Genomic DNA, 15,763 nt, shown 5'->3' with positions numbered 1-15,763 from the left:
CGTAACGTAGGGTGGGCTCTCCGAGCCCACGCGGTCCACCGCATGAAAACACGCGGCCTCGATCAACGTTGCCGTTTTGCCGGCCGTGATACCGCGTGGGCACGGAGTGCCCACCCTACATTAACTGCGCTTCGGCGCCTGATGCGCCACGCCGCTGGCGACGGCCTCGTCGATGATCCCGCGCGTGGCGCGGTCCGCATCCTTCTGCTGGGCTTCCATCCGCTCGCCCAGCGCTTCCATCTTCTTGCCGATTGCTTCCATCGGCTTGCCGGCTTCTTCCATCTTCTTGCCGATGGCTTCCATCTTCGCCTTGTTCAGGGTGACGGCGGCCATCGCCATCTGATTGCCGTAGGCGCCCATGGCCTCGCCGTGGCGGCCCATTTCCTTGCCGTGCTGTTCCATCTCGGCGCCGGTCTGTTCCATCGGCGCCCAGGCCTGGCGCACGCGCGCCAAGGTCGCGGCGTCCTGCACGATGTATTCCTTGCCGTCCTTGCGGAACCAGAAGAATTCGCCCTGCACGCTGCCCTTGAGGGCTTCCAGCTGCTCGCTGCTCACGTTATTGCCGGTCATGCTCATGCGCGAATCGGCGCGCACCAGGGCGTAGGGCTCGCCGGTCTCGAGGCGGTGGATGCTGCGCACCTTGTGCAAGCCTGCGGACGCCGGCTCGGCGTGTACGGCCAGCAGCGGCGCGGCGCAGGCGGCAGCGGCGGCGCTCAGCAGGAGGGCGTGCTTGATGCGGCGGGAAGAGAAAGGAAAGCGGGCTGGCATGGTGGTCTCCACAAGTCGATTGACGATGGAGCCACTGTAGGAGAACCGAAAGCCGCCTGCCCGCTTCATGCGACGAACCGTCGCTTTCGCGGAACAGGCGACAAAAAAGCAGACTTAGTACACCACGACCGAGCGGATCGACTCGCCCGACTTCATCAGGTCGAAACCTTCGTTGATACGTTCGAGCGGCAGGTGGTGGGTGATCAGGTCGTCGATGTTGATCTTGTTTTCCATGTACCAGTCGACGATCTTCGGCACGTCGGTGCGGCCGCGTGCGCCCCCAAAAGCGGAGCCCTTCCATTCGCGGCCGGTCACCAGCTGGAACGGACGGGTCGAGATCTCGGCGCCGGCTTCGGCCACGCCGATGATGATCGACTGCCCCCAGCCCTTGTGGCAGCACTCGAGCGCCTGGCGCATGGTGTTGACATTGCCGATGCACTCGAAGGAGTAGTCGGCGCCGCCGTCGGTGATCTGGACGATCGTGTCCACCACGTTCTGCACTTCCTTCGGATTGACGAAGTGGGTCATGCCGAACTTGCGCGCCATGGCTTCGCGCGCAGGGTTGAGGTCGACGCCGATGATTTTATCGGCACCCACCATCTTGGCCGCCTGGATCACGTTCAGGCCGATGCCGCCCAGGCCGAACACGACGACATTCGCGCCCGCTTCCACCTTGGCGGTGAAGATCACGGCGCCGATGCCGGTGGTGACGCCGCAGCCGATGTAGCAGATCTTGTCGAAGGGGGCATCGTTGCGGACTTTCGCCAGCGCGATTTCCGGCACCACGATGTAGTTCGAGAAGGTCGAGGTCCCCATGTAGTGGTAGATCGGCTTGCCGTCGAGCGAAAAACGGGAAGTCGCATCGGGCATCAGGCCGCGACCTTGCGTGGAGCGGATCGCCTGGCACAGGTTGGTCTTCTGCGACAGGCAGAATTTGCACTGGCGGCATTCCGGCGTGTAGAGCGGAATGACGTGATCGTCCTTCTTGAGGCTGGTGACGCCCGGGCCGACGTCGACGACGACACCCGCGCCTTCATGGCCGAGGATCGCCGGGAACAGGCCTTCCGGGTCGGCGCCGGACAGGGTGTAGTAATCGGTGTGGCAAATGCCGGTGGCCTTGACTTCGACCAGGACCTCGCCGGCCTTCGGGCCTTCGAGCTCGACTTCTTCGATCGTCAGCGGCTGACCCGCCTTCCATGCAATCGCTGCCTTCGTTTTCATGAATCGTTCCTGTTACTTGGGATGGATTTGCCATCATACCAAGAGCAGGAAAACAACGTCGCCTATGCACCCTGCAAAAATGCTGCACATGCACAAGGGTGGGGGCCAAAAATATACCACCAAACAAACGATGCATACGGTTTTCAACTGTGCACGTGTGCAACATTGCAACACGGCTGAGCACGATTGATTTGTCAATTGCACATACATACATTCTCTGCCTACACTGGCTCAGCCGTTTCGACGGCAAAAATCGTTTTATAAAAAACGTGCACGCGAGCAAAGAATCGCGGCATTTCGATAGGCTTTTATACGGAGAAGTAAAAAAATGATTCAACGTACTTCGAGCAAGATCCTTAGCCTGTGCCTGACCGCTGCGGCGGCCAGCATCCTGTGCAATTCCGCCATGGCGGTAGAGCCGGATACCACCCGTGTCATCGTTGCATTCAAGCCGGGCGCGAAAGCGGCCATGAAAGGCGTCGTCGCCGCTGCCAAGGGCGCGGTCAAGCACGAAATCTTCGGCGCGAACGCGATGGCCATCGAAGTGCCCCGTGCAGCCCTCAAGGGCCTGGAAAACAACCCGAACGTCGAATACATCGAAGAAGACGCCAAGCGCTATCCGCTGGCGCTGACCTCGCCGTCGACCGGCACCCCGTACACCAGCGGCCAGCTGGTCCCGTACGGCATCAAGATGGTCCAGGCCGACCAGCTGAGCGACTCGCTCGCCGCCAACCGCAAGGTGTGCATCATCGACTCGGGTATCGACCGCAACCACGAAGACCTGTCGGGCAACAACCTGACCGGCGAATACGACAGCGGCACCGGCTGGTGGTACACCGACGAAAACCACCACGGCACCCACGTCGCCGGCACCATCGCCGCGATCAACAACAGCGGCGTCGGCGTGGTCGGCGTCAATCCGAACAAGCAGCTCAAGATCCACATCGTCAAGGTCTTCGGTCCGGACGCCTGGGCTTATTCGTCGACCCTGTCCTCGGCCGCCAACAAGTGCAAGGCCGCCGGCGCCAACGTGATCTCGATGTCGCTGGGCGGTTCGCTCTCGAACAACACCGAGAAGAACACCTTCGCCTCGCTGGAAGCCGCCGGCATCCTCTCCATCGCCGCCGCCGGTAACGACGGCAACACCCGCCAGTCCTACCCTGCCGGCTACGCCAGCGTGGTTTCGGTTGCCGCGATCGACGAGAACAAGCAGTGGGCCACCTTCTCGCAGTACAACAGCAAGGTCGAGCTGGCAGGTCCCGGCGTCTCGGTGCTGTCGACCGTGCCGACGGGCAGCGGCCAGGAAGCGGTCCTGACGGTCGGTTCGAGCACCTACGCGCCGGGCGCGATGGAAGGCTCGCCGGTCAAGACCGCGACCGCACCGCTGGCCGACTTCGGCATCGGCGACGCCGTCAACTCGGCCGTCTCGGGCAAGGTCTGCCTGATCGCACGCGGCACCGTGGACTTCGCGACCAAGGTCTCGAACTGCCAGGCCAGCGGCGGCGTCGGCGCCGTGGTGTACAACAACGTGGCAGGTGCATTCGGCGGCACGCTGGGCACCACCGTGACCAACATCCCGTCGGTCACCGCCACCGACGTCGAAGGCGCGGCGATGAAGGGCCAGCTGGGCCAGAGCGCCACCGTCGGCATCAAGGCATCGAACTACGCCTACTTCGACGGCACCTCGATGGCAACCCCGCACGTGTCGGCCGTCGCCGCCCTGGTGTGGAGCTACTTCCCGACCTGTACCGCCGTCCAGATCCGCAGCTCGCTCGGCAAGAGCGCGCAAGACCTGGGCACCGCCGGCCGCGACACCAAGTACGGCTATGGCCTGGTGCAAGCCAAGGCTGCCTACGACCGCATCAAGTCGCTGGGCTGCGGTAACTGAACTGGTGGCAGCGCCAGCCTGAAAGAGGACGCTTCGGCGTCCTTTTTTCGTTGCGCGCCCGCCGTCCGCGGCCGGTGGCGCATATACAAAGCGTTTACTACGTGCCCCCCTCTTTTTAGAAAATCTTTACGCCCGCGCATCTACACTTTCTTGCATCGCAGCATATGGATGCAAGGAGCCGACGATGCCTGCCGTACCCAGCAACACGCATGACGATCCAGCCCGCGGAGTGCGGCCATGATCGTCACCGTCGTCAACCACGCCCTGCCCTTGTTCCGGGGCGTACTGGCAGAAAACCTGGCGCTGTTGCGCGTGCGCGGCGGGCACCGGGTGTTGTTGCTCGACGCCACGCCCGAGCAAGGCAGCCGGCTCTGGGCCGGGCAACGGCAGCGCGCCGGCCTGCCACCCAGCTTCGCCACTCACGCCGCCTACGGGCTCGGGTTTGCGCAGGAACTGGAAGCACTGCGCCGGCGCGGCGCCGACATCGTCATTGACAGCGACAGCTGCAGCTGCAGCTGCAGCGGCCAGGAATGCCGCCATGCGCTGCTTGCGGCGCAGGTTGCGCTGGTGCCTTTTGCGCCGCGCCACGCCAACGTCGGCGCCAACTACGGCCTGATCGCCCGGCTCAACAGCGCGCGCATGTTCAACCCTGGCCTGTGCGTGCTGTTCGTCACGGCCGCTGGCGACCACGACCCGCCGCCGCAGGAGCTGGACGCCCTGCGCGTGTATGCCGGCGAAGTCATGGCCGGCAGCCTGGCCGACACCATTGTCCACTTGCCGGCGCTGCTGCCGGGAGTCGCATTCCCCGGGCATTGCGCCAGCGATATCGAAAGCAGTACCGGGGCCGCCGAGATGGCGGCCCTGTACGGCGAGGTCTACCGGACCGCTACGCCGTTCCCGCCGCCCGGTCCGGGCGGCGGGCGCAGCGGCCGGTTCTTACAAAAATAGGAAATCAAGCACATCATGAATCGTTCCATCCGCACCCTGCTCGCTCCCGTGGTTCTCATTGCGATGGCGGCGCCGCTGCACGCCCAGGAAGCGCCGGCCGGGCACGCCTTCAGCGGCAACCTGGCGCTCACGTCCGACTACCGCTACCGCGGCATCTCCCAGACCCGCCTGCAGCCGGCCCTGCAGGGCGGTGCCGACTACACGCACGGCCCGACCGGGCTGTATGCCGGCACCTGGCTGTCCACCATCAAATGGACCAAGGACGCGGGCGGCGGCGGCGACATCGAGCTGGACCTGTATGCCGGCAAGCGCGGCCAGGCCGGCGCCGGCCTCAGCTACGACGTGGGCGTGCTCGGCTACGTCTATCCCGCCAACGGCCTGAACCACGTGCCCGGCTTCGCCGACGCCAACACCGCCGAGATCTACGGCCAGCTCGGCTACGGGCCCGCCTATGCCAAGTACTCGCTGGCGCTGACCAACCTGTTCGGCTTCGTCGACAGCCGCCGCAGCGGCTACCTGGACCTCGGTGCCAACCTCGACCTGGGAGACGGCCTGACCCTGAACCTGCATGCGGGGCGCCAGGAAGTGCGCAACAACGATGCGGCAAGCTACACCGGCTACAAGCTCGGCATCACCAAGGACGCCGGCTTTGCCAGCCTTGCGCTCGCATTCGTCGGCACGGATGCCGGCCGCAGCGCCTATGCCTCGCCCGCCAACGGCAAGTTCCTCGGCAAGAAGGCGCTCGTCGTCAGCGTCAGCAAGACTTTCTGATCAACCGGGCACATGGAGATACTCATGGATATCGTCTACCTCGGCGCGATCGCCTTGTTTTCCGTCCTGATCTGGGGCATGGCAAGCGCTTGCGCGCAACTGGGAGAGCGTAAATGACGCCCTTCTACCTGATCGGCGCGCTCGTTTCCGGCGCCCTGCTGGCCTACCTGCTGTACGCCATGTTCAACGCGGAGGACCTGTGATGGACATCCAGTCGCTGGCGCTTCCGGCGCTGTTCCTCGCGATCCTGCTGGCCTCGTCTTGGCCGCTCGGCATCCTGCTGGCCCGCGTGGCCGAAGGCGGCCGCGTGCGCGGCTTCGGCTGGCTGCAGCGGATCGAGTCAAGCCTGTACCGCGCCGCCAGCATCGCGCCCGAGCAGGGCATGGGTTGGAAGGCCTATGCCCTGGCGCTGCTCGCCTTCAATGCCCTGGGCACGCTCGCCGTTTATGCCTTGCAGCGTGTCCAAGCCTGGCTGCCGCTCAATCCCCAGGCACTCGGCAACGTCAGTCCGGACTCGGCCTTCAATACCGCCGTCAGCTTCGTCAGCAACACCAACTGGCAGGGCTACGGCGGCGAGCAGACCATGAGCTACCTGACCCAGATGCTGGCCCTGACCTGCCAGAACTTCTTTTCGGCCGCCACTGGCATCGCCGTCGTGTTCGCGCTGATTCGCGGCTTCTCGGCAAAATCCGCCCAGTCGATCGGCAACTTCTGGGCCGACCTGGTGCGCAGCACCCTGTACGTGCTGCTGCCGCTGTCGCTGGTATTCTCGGCCTTCCTCATGGGACAGGGCGTGATCCAGAACTTCTCCGGCTACCAGCAGGTGCAGCTGCTCGATCCGGTTACCTACACCCAGCCGAAAAGCGGCGCCGATGGCCAGCCGCTGGTCGATGCCCAGGGCCAGCCGGTCACGGAAAGCGTCACCGCCGCCACGCAGACCATCGCGATGGGTCCGGTCGCCTCGCAGGAAGCGATCAAGCTGCTGGGTACCAACGGCGGCGGCTTCTTCAACGCCAACTCGGCCCATCCCTATGAAAATCCGACGCCCTTGTCGAACCTGTTCCAGATGGTGGCGATCTTCCTGATCCCGGCCGCGCTGTGCTTCGCCTTCGGCCGCCTGGTCGGCGACCGGCGCCAGGGCTGGGCGGTGCTGGCGGCCATGACGGTGCTGTTCGCCGTCATGACCGCCGGCGTGATGGTCTCCGAGCACCAGGCGAACCCGGCGCTGCAGGCCATGGGTGTTGACCAGCAGGCCGGTCCCCTGCAAGCGGGCGGCAACATGGAAGGCAAGGAAACCCGCTTCGGCATCGACGCCTCGGCGCTGTTCGCCGCCGTCACCACGGCCGCGTCGTGCGGCGCGGTCAACGCGATGCACGATTCGTTCACGCCGCTGGGCGGCGCGGTGCCGCTGCTGCTGATGCAGTTCGGCGAGGTGGTCTTCGGCGGCGTCGGCTCCGGCCTGTACGGCATGCTGCTGTTCGCGATCATGGCGGTGTTCATCGCCGGCCTGATGATCGGCCGCACCCCCGAATACCTGGGCAAGAAGATCCAGGCCTACGAGATCAAGATGACGTCCGTCGCGATTCTGGTCACGCCGTTGCTGGTGTTGGCAGGCACCTCGATCGCCGTGATGGCGGACGCGGGCAGGCTCGGTCTCGCCAATCCGGGAGCACACGGCTTCTCGGAGATCCTGTACGCGTTCAGCTCGGCCGCCAACAACAATGGCAGCGCCTTCGCCGGCCTGTCCGCGAATACGCCCTTCTACAACACGATGCTGGCGATCGCCATGTGGTTCGGCCGCTTCGCCGTGATCGTGCCGGTACTGGCGATCGCCGGGTCGTTGGCGGGCAAGCAGCGCCTGCCGGCCAACGCCGGGACCATGCCCACGCATGGACCGATGTTCGTCGGCCTGCTGGTGGGCGTGGTAGTGCTGGTCGGCGTGCTGAACTACGTGCCGGCGCTGGCGCTCGGCCCCGTCGCCGAACACCTGCAGCTGTTCGGAAAATAAACAAGGGTGGGCCCCAGCCCGCCGCAATAGTCCAACCCTGGAGTACCTCATGTCTCAACTTCATTCGGCAGCCGCGCAGCCGCCGGCCGCCGCGCCGGCCACAGGCAAGCGCCTGTCCATGTTCGATACCGGCCTGCTCGGTCCCGCGCTGGCGGACGCGTTCAGGAAACTCGGGCCGCGCACCCAGCTGCGCAGTCCCGTCATGTTCGTGGTCTGGGTCGGCAGCATCGTGACCACCCTGCTGTACGTGCAGGCATTGTTCGGGACCGGCGAGGCACCGTCCGGCTTCATCCTGGCCGTCGCCGTCTGGCTCTGGTTCACGGTGCTGTTCGCGAATTTCGCGGAAGCGCTGGCCGAGGGCCGCAGCAAGGCGCAGGCGGCGTCGCTGCGCGGCCTGAAGCAAAGCGTGATGGCCAAGAAACTGTCCACCCCCAGGCACGGCACGCCCTGGCTGCCCTGCCCGGCAACCGACCTACGCAAGGGCAACCATCTCCTGATCGAGGCCGGCGATGTGGTGCCGATCGACGGCGAAGTGGTCGAAGGCGTCGCCTCGGTCGACGAAAGCGCGATCACCGGCGAGTCTGCCCCGGTCATCCGCGAATCGGGCGGAGATTTCTCGGCCGTCACCGGCGGCACCCGCGTGCTTTCGGACTGGCTGGTGGTGAAGGTCACCGCCAACCCGGGCGAAACCTTCCTCGACCGCATGATTGCGATGGTCGAAGGCGCCAAGCGCAAGAAGACGCCCAACGAGATCGCGCTGACCATCCTGCTGGTGGCCCTGAGCATCGTGTTCCTGGTGGTGACGGTGGCGCTGCTGCCGTTCTCGCTGTATTCGGTGCAAGCCGCGCAAGCCGGCGCACCGGTCACGATCACGGTCCTGATCGCCTTGCTTGTATGCCTGATCCCCACGACCATCGGCGGCCTGCTGTCGGCGATCGGCGTGGCGGGGATGAGCCGCATGATGGGCGCGAACGTGATCGCCACGTCCGGCCGTGCGGTGGAAGCGGCCGGCGACGTCGACGTGCTCCTGCTCGACAAGACCGGCACCATCACGCTGGGCAACCGCCAGGCATCGGCCTTTCTGCCGGCTCCCGGCGTGAGCGAGCGCGAGCTGGCCGACGTCGCGCAGCTCGCTTCGCTGGCGGACGAGACGCCGGAAGGACGCAGCATCGTGGTGCTGGCTAAGCAGCGCTTCGACATCCGCCAGCGCGAGCTGGAGAACCTGCAGGCCACCTTCCTTCCGTTCTCGGCGAACACCCGCATGAGCGGCGTGGATGCCGGCGAACGCCAGATCCGCAAGGGCGCCGCCGACGCGGTGCGGCGCCACGTCGAGGCGCTCGGCATGCCCTTCCCTCCCGCGGTCATGCGTATCGTCGACGACGCCTCGCGCCGCGGCAGCACGCCGCTGGTGGTGGCCGACGGCGCGCGCGTGCTCGGCGTAGTCGAGCTCAAGGACATCGTCAAGGGCGGCATCAAGGAACGTTTCGCCCAGCTGCGGCAGATGGGCATCAAGACAGTGATGATCACCGGCGACAACAAGCTGACCGCCGCCGCCATCGCCGCCGAGGCCGGGGTGGACGACTTCCTGGCTGAAGCGACACCCGAGGACAAGCTCAAGCTGATCCGCAGCTACCAGGACCAGGGCCGGCTGGTGGCGATGACCGGCGACGGCACCAACGACGCGCCGGCGCTGGCCCAGGCCGACGTGGCGGTGGCAATGAACTCCGGCACCCAGGCGGCCAAGGAAGCGGGCAACATGGTCGACCTCGACTCGAACCCGACCAAGCTGCTGGAAATCGTCGAGATCGGCAAGCAGATGCTGATGACGCGCGGCTCCCTGACCACTTTCTCGATCGCCAACGACGTGGCCAAGTATTTCGCGATCATCCCGGCCGCCTTCGTCGGCACCTACCCGCAGCTGGCGGCACTCGACATCATGCACCTGGCCAGCCCGTCCTCGGCCATCATGTCGGCCCTGATCTTCAATGCGCTGATCATCGTGTTCCTGATCCCGCTGGCGCTGCGCGGCGTGCGCTACCGCCCGATCGGCGCCACCGCGCTGCTGCGCCGGAACCTGCTGGTTTACGGCATTGGCGGTATCATCTTGCCGTTCATCGGCATCAAACTGATCGACGTGGTGCTGGCGTCGCTCAAGCTCGTCTGAATCCGTCTGAACAAGGAATCCATCATGCCATCCATCATCCGTCCCGCGCTGGTCGTATTCGGCGCCCTGAGCCTGCTGTGCGGGGTGCTGTACCCGGCGGCCGTCACCGGCATCGGCCGCGCCGTCTTTGCGCACCAGGCAAACGGCGGCCTGGTCGAGGCCGGCGGCAAGACCGTCGGCGCGACGCTGATCGGGCAGCCGTTTTCGAACCCCGGCTACTTTTGGGGCCGGCCGTCCGCCACCGCGCCCATGGCGAACAACGGCGCCGGTTCGGCTGGCTCGAACCAGGGGCCGACCAATCCGGCGCTGGCAGACGCCGTGCGCGCGCGGATCGACGCGCTGAAACAGGCCGACCCGGACAACCGTGCCGCGGTGCCGGTCGACCTCGTCACGGCCTCGGCCAGCGGCCTCGATCCGGACATCAGCCTGGCCGCGGCCTACTACCAGGCCGGGCGCGTGGCGGCGGCGCGCCGCCTGCCGCAACAGGAAGTACGCGCGCTAATCGACGCCAATGGCCAGCAGCCGCTGTTCGGCGTGCTGGGCGAACCGCGCGTGAACGTGCTGGCGCTGAACCGCGCGCTGGACGCCCGTTCGCCGCTGGTCCGGTGAAAGGGGCTGAATGAACTTTCCCGGCGACGAACAGCGGCGCGACCCGGACGCCTTGCTCGCTCAGGTGCAGGAGCAGGAGCGCCGCGCCGCGCGCGGCAAGCTGCGGATTTATTTTGGTGCGTCGGCCGGCGTGGGCAAGACCTACGCCATGCTGTCGGCCGCGCGCCAGCTCGCCGCCGGCGACAAGCCGCTGGTCGGCATTGTCGAGACGCACGGCCGGGCCGAGACCGAGGCATTGCTGGACGGGCTCGATGTCCTGCCGCGCAAGCGCATCGGTTACCGCGGCAAGACGCTGAGCGAATTCGACATCGACGCCGCACTCGGGCGGCGGCCGCGGCTGGTGCTGGTCGACGAACTGGCCCATACGAACGTGCCCGGCTCGCGCCATCCGAAGCGCTGGCAGGACATCGAGGAACTGCTCGCCGCCGGCATCGACGTGTTCACCACAGTCAACGTACAGCACCTCGAGAGCCTGAACGACGTCGTCGGCGGCATCACCGGCATCCGCGTCGGCGAGACCGTCCCCGATACCGTGTTCGACGCAGCCGACGAGGTGGTGCTGGTGGACCTGCCGGCGGACGAACTGCTGGCCCGGCTCAGGCAGGGCAAGGTGTACCAACCGGCGCAGGCCGAACGGGCCGGCCGGAATTTCTTCCGCAAGGGGAACCTGATCGCGCTGCGCGAACTGGCCCTGCGGCGCACTGCCGAACGCATCGGCGACGACGTGCGCGCCTACCGCGTCGAAAAATCGATCGGCGCGGTCTGGGGCAGCGGGACGGCGCTACTTGCCTGCGTCGGGCCCGGCCCCGAGGCCGAAGGCGTGGTGCGCGGCGCGGCGCGGCTGGCCGGGCAGCTGGGCGCCAGCTGGCACGCGGTGTACGTCGAGACCCCGGCCTTGCAGCGGCTGGCCGCGCAGCGGCGCGAGCGCATCCTGCGCGTGCTCAAGCTGGCCGGCGATCTCGGTGCGACGACCGATGTGTTGCCTGGCAACGCCGTGGAAGATGCCGTCGTGACCTACGCGCGCAGCCACAACCTGCCCAGGATCGCACTTGGCCGCCGCGGCAACGCGCCGTGGCGCCTGCCGCGCAGTGTCCGGATCGCACGCCTGGCTCCCGACATCGACCTGATCGAGGTGGCCGCGGCGCACGACGCGCCGGCCGGCGACGCGCCGCGTTTCCCGTTTCCGTTCGCCCAGCCTGGCGTGCCGGGCCTGTCCGGCAGGCGCGCCGCCCTCGCGCACGGCGCCGCCGCACTGGCCAGCATCGGCATGGCATTGCTTGCCACGCCGGCCATCGGCTACCTGGACCTGGCCAACATCGCGATGCTGTTCCTGCTGGTCGTGTTGCTGGTAGCGGTGCGTCTCGGACGTGGGCCCTCGGTGACCGCCACCTGCGTCGGCATCGCTTGTTTCGATTTCTTCTTCGTGCCGCCCCGCTTCACGTTTGCGGTGTCGGATTTCCAGTACCTGGTGACCTTCGGCGTGATGCTCGCGGTCGGCCTGATCACCGGGCACCTGACGGCCGGCCTGCGTTTCCAGGCCCATGTCGCGGCGCGCCGCGAGAGCAGGACGCGCGCGCTCTACGAGTTCGCGCGCGCATTATCCGGGGTGTTGCAGACGGAGCAGATCACGGAAGCTACCCGCGCCGCCATCGGCCAGACCTTCGGCGCGCGCACGGCATTGTTGGTACCCGACGGCGAGGGCCATGTGCGCCCGACCGGCGCCGATGGCGATGCGGACCTCGCGGATCTGGATGTCGGCATCGCCCAATGGGCTTTCGATCACCGCGCCAGCGCCGGCAGGGGAAGCGATACCTTGCCGGGCAGCCCGGTCTTTTACATGCCGCTGGTCGCGCCGATGGGCACCCGGGGCGTGCTGGCGGTCGAAGCTGAGGACGCGCGCTTCCTGCTGGTGCCGGAACAGCGCCAGCAGCTCGACACGTTCGCGGCGCTGGCGGCCATCGCGCTCGAACGGGTGCACTACATCGAGGTTGCACAGGACGCCCTGGTCGACATGGAGTCCGAGCGTTTGCGTAATTCCCTGCTGGCGGCGCTGTCGCATGACTTGCGCACGCCCTTGACGGCGCTGATGGCGCAGGCCGAATGGCTGGCGCATTCGACACCGCCACTCTCGGCCGCGCAGCGCGGCATGGCCGATGCGCTGCGCCGGGAAACCGTGCGCTTGAGCATGCTGGTGACGAACCTGCTGGACATGGCGCGCATCGAGAGCGGCGCGGTCAAGCTCAACCTGCAATGGCAGCCGATCGAGGAAGTCATCGGCAGCGCCCTGCGTGCGAGCCAGGCGGCCATCACCGATCATCTCGTGCTGACCCAGGTGCCGGCCGATTTGCCGCTAATCAGGTTCGATGCCGTGCTGATCGAACGGGTACTCTCCAACCTGCTGGAAAACGCGGGAAAATACACCCCGCGAGGAAGCACGATTACCATCGCGGCCGAGGCGCGCGGCGCCTGGATGAAGGTTTCGGTCAGCGATAACGGTCCCGGCCTGCCGCCGGGCCGGGAAGAAGCGCTGTTCGAGAAGTTCATGCGTGGCGAACGCGAATCGGCCAAGCCCGGCGTCGGCCTTGGTCTGGCGATCTGCCGTGCGATCGTCGGCGCACATGGTGGGACCATCCAGTGCGCGCGCCGGCACGGCGGCGGCGCCACGTTTGTTTTTTCCCTGCCGCTGGGAACGCCGCCGGAAATGCCGAGGCTCGATGAAGAGCCGGAAATGAAGGAAGAGAATGAGTGAGTTTGCCGGTACTGCCGTCCTGGTAGAAGACGAGCCGCACATCCGCCGCTTCGTGCGGGCGGCGCTGGAACAGGAAGGATGGCAGGTCCATGAGGCCGCGACGCTCAAGCGCGGCCTGACGGAAGCGGCCACCCGCAAGCCCGACATCGTCATCCTCGACCTCGGCTTGCCCGACGGCGACGGCATCGGCTTGATCGGAGAGCTGCGGAAATGGTCGGCGGTGCCGGTGATCGTGCTGTCGGCGCGCACCAGCGAGGACGAGAAAATCCGTGCGCTCGACTACGGTGCGGACGACTACCTGACCAAGCCCTTCGGCGTCGGCGAACTGCTGGCACGGGTGCGCGCGGCGCGGCGCCGCCAGCGGGTCCCGCTGGCGGGCGCGGACGGGCAAATCCGCTTCGGCGACGTGACGGTCGACCTGCAGAACCGGCGCGTGACGAAGGCCGGCCAGACAGTGCGCCTGACGCCAACCGAACACCGGCTGCTGGCGGCGCTGGTCGGCAATGCCGGCAAGGTCATGACGACGCCCCAGCTCCTGCGCACGGTATGGGGGCCGAACCAGGCGGAGAACGCGCATTACCTGCGTGTCTACATGGGCCACCTTCGTCACAAGCTGGAAGACAACCCCGCCCAGCCGCGCTTCATGCTGACCGAAACCGGTGTCGGTTATCGGTTCCAGCCGGGGTGACTATGCTGTGTGCCGTCAAATCTCCACTTGGGTCCCGAGCTCGATAACGCGGTTTGGCGGCAGCTTGAAGTAGTCGGCGGCATCGCGTGCGTTCCGCGCCATCGACGCGTACAGGCTCTCGCGCCAAGCCGCCATTCCCGCCCCCGGAGTGGAGATGATGTTCTGCCTGGCGACAAAATACGAGGTTTCCATCGGCTCGAAGACGAATCCCTGGCCGGCACACGCGGACAGGTCGTGCGGCACATTGCGTTCGTCGACAAAGCCGTACGACAGGTAGACCTGGTAGCACTGGTGCCCGAGCGGCTCGATCCTGATGCGTTCATCCGCCCGGACGGTCGGGATGCCCAGCGAAAGCACGGTCAGGAACACGACCCGTTCGTGCAGCACCTTGTTATGCGTCAGATTGTGCAACATGGCATGCGGCACACCGTCGCCTTCCGCACGAAAGAACACGGCGGTGCCGGGCACGCGCTGCGGCGGGCTGCCGAACAAACTGACCAGGAAATCCGGCAACGGGATCAGGTGATGCTGCAAGTTCTCGTAGACGAGCTGCTTGCCTTTACGCCAGGTCAGCATCAAGGTCACGAGCACCGCGCTGATGGCAAGCGTGAACCAGCCGCCGCTGACGATCTTCAGGCTTGTCGAGGCAAACAGGGTCACGTCGAAAACCAGGAAGAAGCCCGTCGCCGCGGCAGCCGCCAGCAGCGGGAAGCTCCAGCCGTAATACACGACGAAGAAGGTCAGCAAGGTCGTGGTCAGCATGGTCGCCGTCGCGGCGATGCCATAGGCCGAGGCGAGATTGGTCGACGAGCCGAAGGCCACTACCGCAAACACGACGGCGGCAAACTGGAGCCAGTTGATGAGCGGGATATAAATCTGCCCTTTTTCCTGGCTGGAGGTCTGCACGATCTTCATCCGGGGCAGGAAGCCCAGCGAGATCGCTTGCTGGGCTACCGAGAATGCACCGGAAATCGTCGCTTGCGATGCGACGACCGCGGCGATGGTGGCCAGGACGACGAGCGGATAGACACTCCATGCGCCGAGCTGGTTGAAGAACGGGTTGGCCGCCGCTGCAGGATTCGACAGCAGCATGGCGCCCTGGCCGAGATAGTTCAGCGCCAACGCAGGGAACACGATCGAGAACCAGGCCAGCCTGACCGGCTTGCGGCCGAAATGTCCCATGTCCGCATACAGGGCCTCGGCCCCGGTCAGCGCCAGCACGACCGCGCCGAGCGCCACAAAAGCGAACCAGCCGTTCTGACGCAGGAAGCCGACTGCGTGAAGGGGGTTAAGCGCGGCAAGGATAGCCGGGTTCTGCACGATGTTCACGACGCCCATCGCGGCCAGGGTCGCGAACCAGACGAGCACGATGGGTCCGAACCACTTGCCGATGCCGCCTGTCCCCCGGCGCTGGGCCAAGTACAGGACCGTCAGCACGGCTAACGTGATCGGGACGACATACGGCTTGACCGCCGGTGTAGCCACTTCCAGGCCCTCGATGGAAGACAGCACGGTGATCGCGGGCGTGATCACGCCATCCCCGAAAAACAGGCCGGCGCCGACCATCCCCAGCAACATGACGGGGTAGTAAAGACGGGCATGCTGGCCCACCGACTTCAAGGCCAGTGCCGTGAGGGCCATGATCCCGCCTTCGCCTCCGTTGTCGGCCCGGAGCACCAGGGTGACGTACTTGAGCGAGATGACGACGATCAGGCACCACAGGATCAGGGATACGACACCGGTGATGTTGGACGCGGTAACGGCGATCCCGTGGGCCGGCGCGAATACCTCCTTCATGGTGTACAGCGGGCTGGTACCGATATCGCCGTAGACCACGCCGATTGCGCCGAGCGTCAACGCGGCGACGTTTGTGGTTCCGGATGTTTCTTTGCTCACATTGCTCTCTAGATTAGTAGACTGAGCAATATTGTAACCATGGTATTGTATGT

Annotated in this window: 12 protein-coding genes; 9 read left to right on the top strand and 3 right to left on the bottom strand. The window is 66.0% G+C overall.

Going from position 1 to position 15,763, the window contains the following annotated elements; all coding sequences use genetic code 11:
- Positions 1 to 120: 120 nt before the first annotated feature.
- Together C2862_RS13355 and C2862_RS13350 are read right to left on the bottom strand one after the other, a co-directional pair.
- A complete protein-coding gene (locus tag C2862_RS13355) occupies positions 121 to 768 on the bottom strand; it encodes a hypothetical protein (RefSeq protein WP_136220626.1) in 648 nt (215 codons plus the stop codon).
- 114 nt (positions 769 to 882) lie between these two features.
- Positions 883 to 1,989 carry an S-(hydroxymethyl)glutathione dehydrogenase/class III alcohol dehydrogenase gene (locus tag C2862_RS13350; protein WP_136220625.1) on the bottom strand — a complete coding sequence of 369 codons (1,107 nt, stop codon included), beginning with the start codon at positions 1,987 to 1,989 and terminating at the stop codon, positions 883 to 885.
- Between the two features lie 328 nt (positions 1,990 to 2,317).
- Between C2862_RS13350 and C2862_RS13345 the strand changes: the two genes are divergently transcribed.
- The 9 genes from C2862_RS13345 (at position 2,318) to kdpE (ending at position 13,814) form a co-directional block, all read left to right on the top strand.
- Complete coding sequence (locus C2862_RS13345) at positions 2,318 to 3,877, top strand: S8 family serine peptidase (RefSeq protein ID WP_229467420.1); 1,560 nt, start codon at positions 2,318 to 2,320, stop codon at positions 3,875 to 3,877.
- Positions 3,878 to 4,114: 237 nt separating this feature from the next.
- Entirely contained in the window at positions 4,115 to 4,825 is a 711-nt protein-coding gene (locus C2862_RS13340) for a hypothetical protein (protein WP_136220624.1), read from the top strand.
- Positions 4,826 to 4,840: 15 nt separating this feature from the next.
- Positions 4,841 to 5,596: a TorF family putative porin gene (locus C2862_RS13335; RefSeq protein ID WP_136220623.1), complete on the top strand. Its 756-nt coding sequence runs from the start codon at positions 4,841 to 4,843 to the stop codon at positions 5,594 to 5,596.
- 113 nt (positions 5,597 to 5,709) lie between these two features.
- The gene (gene kdpF, locus C2862_RS13330; RefSeq protein ID WP_136220622.1) at positions 5,710 to 5,799 is read left to right on the top strand and encodes a K(+)-transporting ATPase subunit F; all 90 of its coding nucleotides are present in this window, start codon (positions 5,710 to 5,712) and stop codon (positions 5,797 to 5,799) included.
- On the top strand, positions 5,799 to 7,604 hold the full coding sequence (gene kdpA, locus C2862_RS13325) for a potassium-transporting ATPase subunit KdpA (RefSeq protein ID WP_136220621.1): 1,806 nt from the start codon (positions 5,799 to 5,801) through the stop codon (positions 7,602 to 7,604). Before kdpF ends, kdpA begins: the two co-directional genes overlap by 1 nt.
- 118 nt (positions 7,605 to 7,722) lie before the next feature.
- Positions 7,723 to 9,768 carry a potassium-transporting ATPase subunit KdpB gene (gene kdpB, locus C2862_RS13320; RefSeq protein WP_229467431.1) on the top strand — a complete coding sequence of 682 codons (2,046 nt, stop codon included), beginning with the start codon at positions 7,723 to 7,725 and terminating at the stop codon, positions 9,766 to 9,768.
- Between the two features lie 24 nt (positions 9,769 to 9,792).
- Positions 9,793 to 10,377, top strand: a complete 585-nt coding sequence (gene kdpC, locus C2862_RS13315) for a potassium-transporting ATPase subunit KdpC (protein WP_136220619.1) — start codon at positions 9,793 to 9,795, stop codon at positions 10,375 to 10,377.
- A gap of 10 nt (positions 10,378 to 10,387) precedes the next feature.
- Complete coding sequence (locus C2862_RS13310; RefSeq protein WP_136220618.1) at positions 10,388 to 13,126, top strand: DUF4118 domain-containing protein; 2,739 nt, start codon at positions 10,388 to 10,390, stop codon at positions 13,124 to 13,126.
- Positions 13,119 to 13,814: a two-component system response regulator KdpE gene (kdpE, locus tag C2862_RS13305; protein ID WP_136220617.1), complete on the top strand. Its 696-nt coding sequence runs from the start codon at positions 13,119 to 13,121 to the stop codon at positions 13,812 to 13,814. Before C2862_RS13310 ends, kdpE begins: the two co-directional genes overlap by 8 nt.
- Before the next feature lie 15 nt (positions 13,815 to 13,829).
- Here the strand turns inward: kdpE and C2862_RS13300 are convergent, their stop codons facing one another.
- Entirely contained in the window at positions 13,830 to 15,710 is a 1,881-nt protein-coding gene (locus C2862_RS13300) for a potassium transporter Kup (RefSeq protein ID WP_136220616.1), read from the bottom strand.
- Between the last annotated feature and the right edge of the window lie 53 nt (positions 15,711 to 15,763).

Origin of the sequence: Massilia sp. Mn16-1_5 (assembly GCF_004798585.1) — a bacterium.
Classification (GTDB): Bacteria; Pseudomonadota; Gammaproteobacteria; order Burkholderiales; family Burkholderiaceae_D; genus Telluria.
This window is presented reverse-complemented; position numbering and strand designations above follow the sequence as displayed.

Coding starts and splice junctions, on each gene's coding strand:
- C2862_RS13335 (WP_136220623.1), top strand. CDS start 4,841: ATGAATCGTTCCATCCGCACCCTGCTCGCTCCCGTGGTTCTCATTGCG.
- kdpB (WP_229467431.1), top strand. CDS start 7,723: ATGTTCGATACCGGCCTGCTCGGTCCCGCGCTGGCGGACGCGTTCAGG.
- C2862_RS13310 (WP_136220618.1), top strand. CDS start 10,388: ATGAACTTTCCCGGCGACGAACAGCGGCGCGACCCGGACGCCTTGCTC.
- kdpA (WP_136220621.1), top strand. CDS start 5,799: ATGGACATCCAGTCGCTGGCGCTTCCGGCGCTGTTCCTCGCGATCCTG.
- kdpC (WP_136220619.1), top strand. CDS start 9,793: ATGCCATCCATCATCCGTCCCGCGCTGGTCGTATTCGGCGCCCTGAGC.
- C2862_RS13350 (WP_136220625.1), bottom strand. CDS start 1,989: ATGAAAACGAAGGCAGCGATTGCATGGAAGGCGGGTCAGCCGCTGACG.
- kdpF (WP_136220622.1), top strand. CDS start 5,710: ATGACGCCCTTCTACCTGATCGGCGCGCTCGTTTCCGGCGCCCTGCTG.
- C2862_RS13340 (WP_136220624.1), top strand. CDS start 4,115: ATGATCGTCACCGTCGTCAACCACGCCCTGCCCTTGTTCCGGGGCGTA.
- C2862_RS13355 (WP_136220626.1), bottom strand. CDS start 768: ATGCCAGCCCGCTTTCCTTTCTCTTCCCGCCGCATCAAGCACGCCCTC.
- kdpE (WP_136220617.1), top strand. CDS start 13,119: ATGAGTGAGTTTGCCGGTACTGCCGTCCTGGTAGAAGACGAGCCGCAC.
- C2862_RS13345 (WP_229467420.1), top strand. CDS start 2,318: ATGATTCAACGTACTTCGAGCAAGATCCTTAGCCTGTGCCTGACCGCT.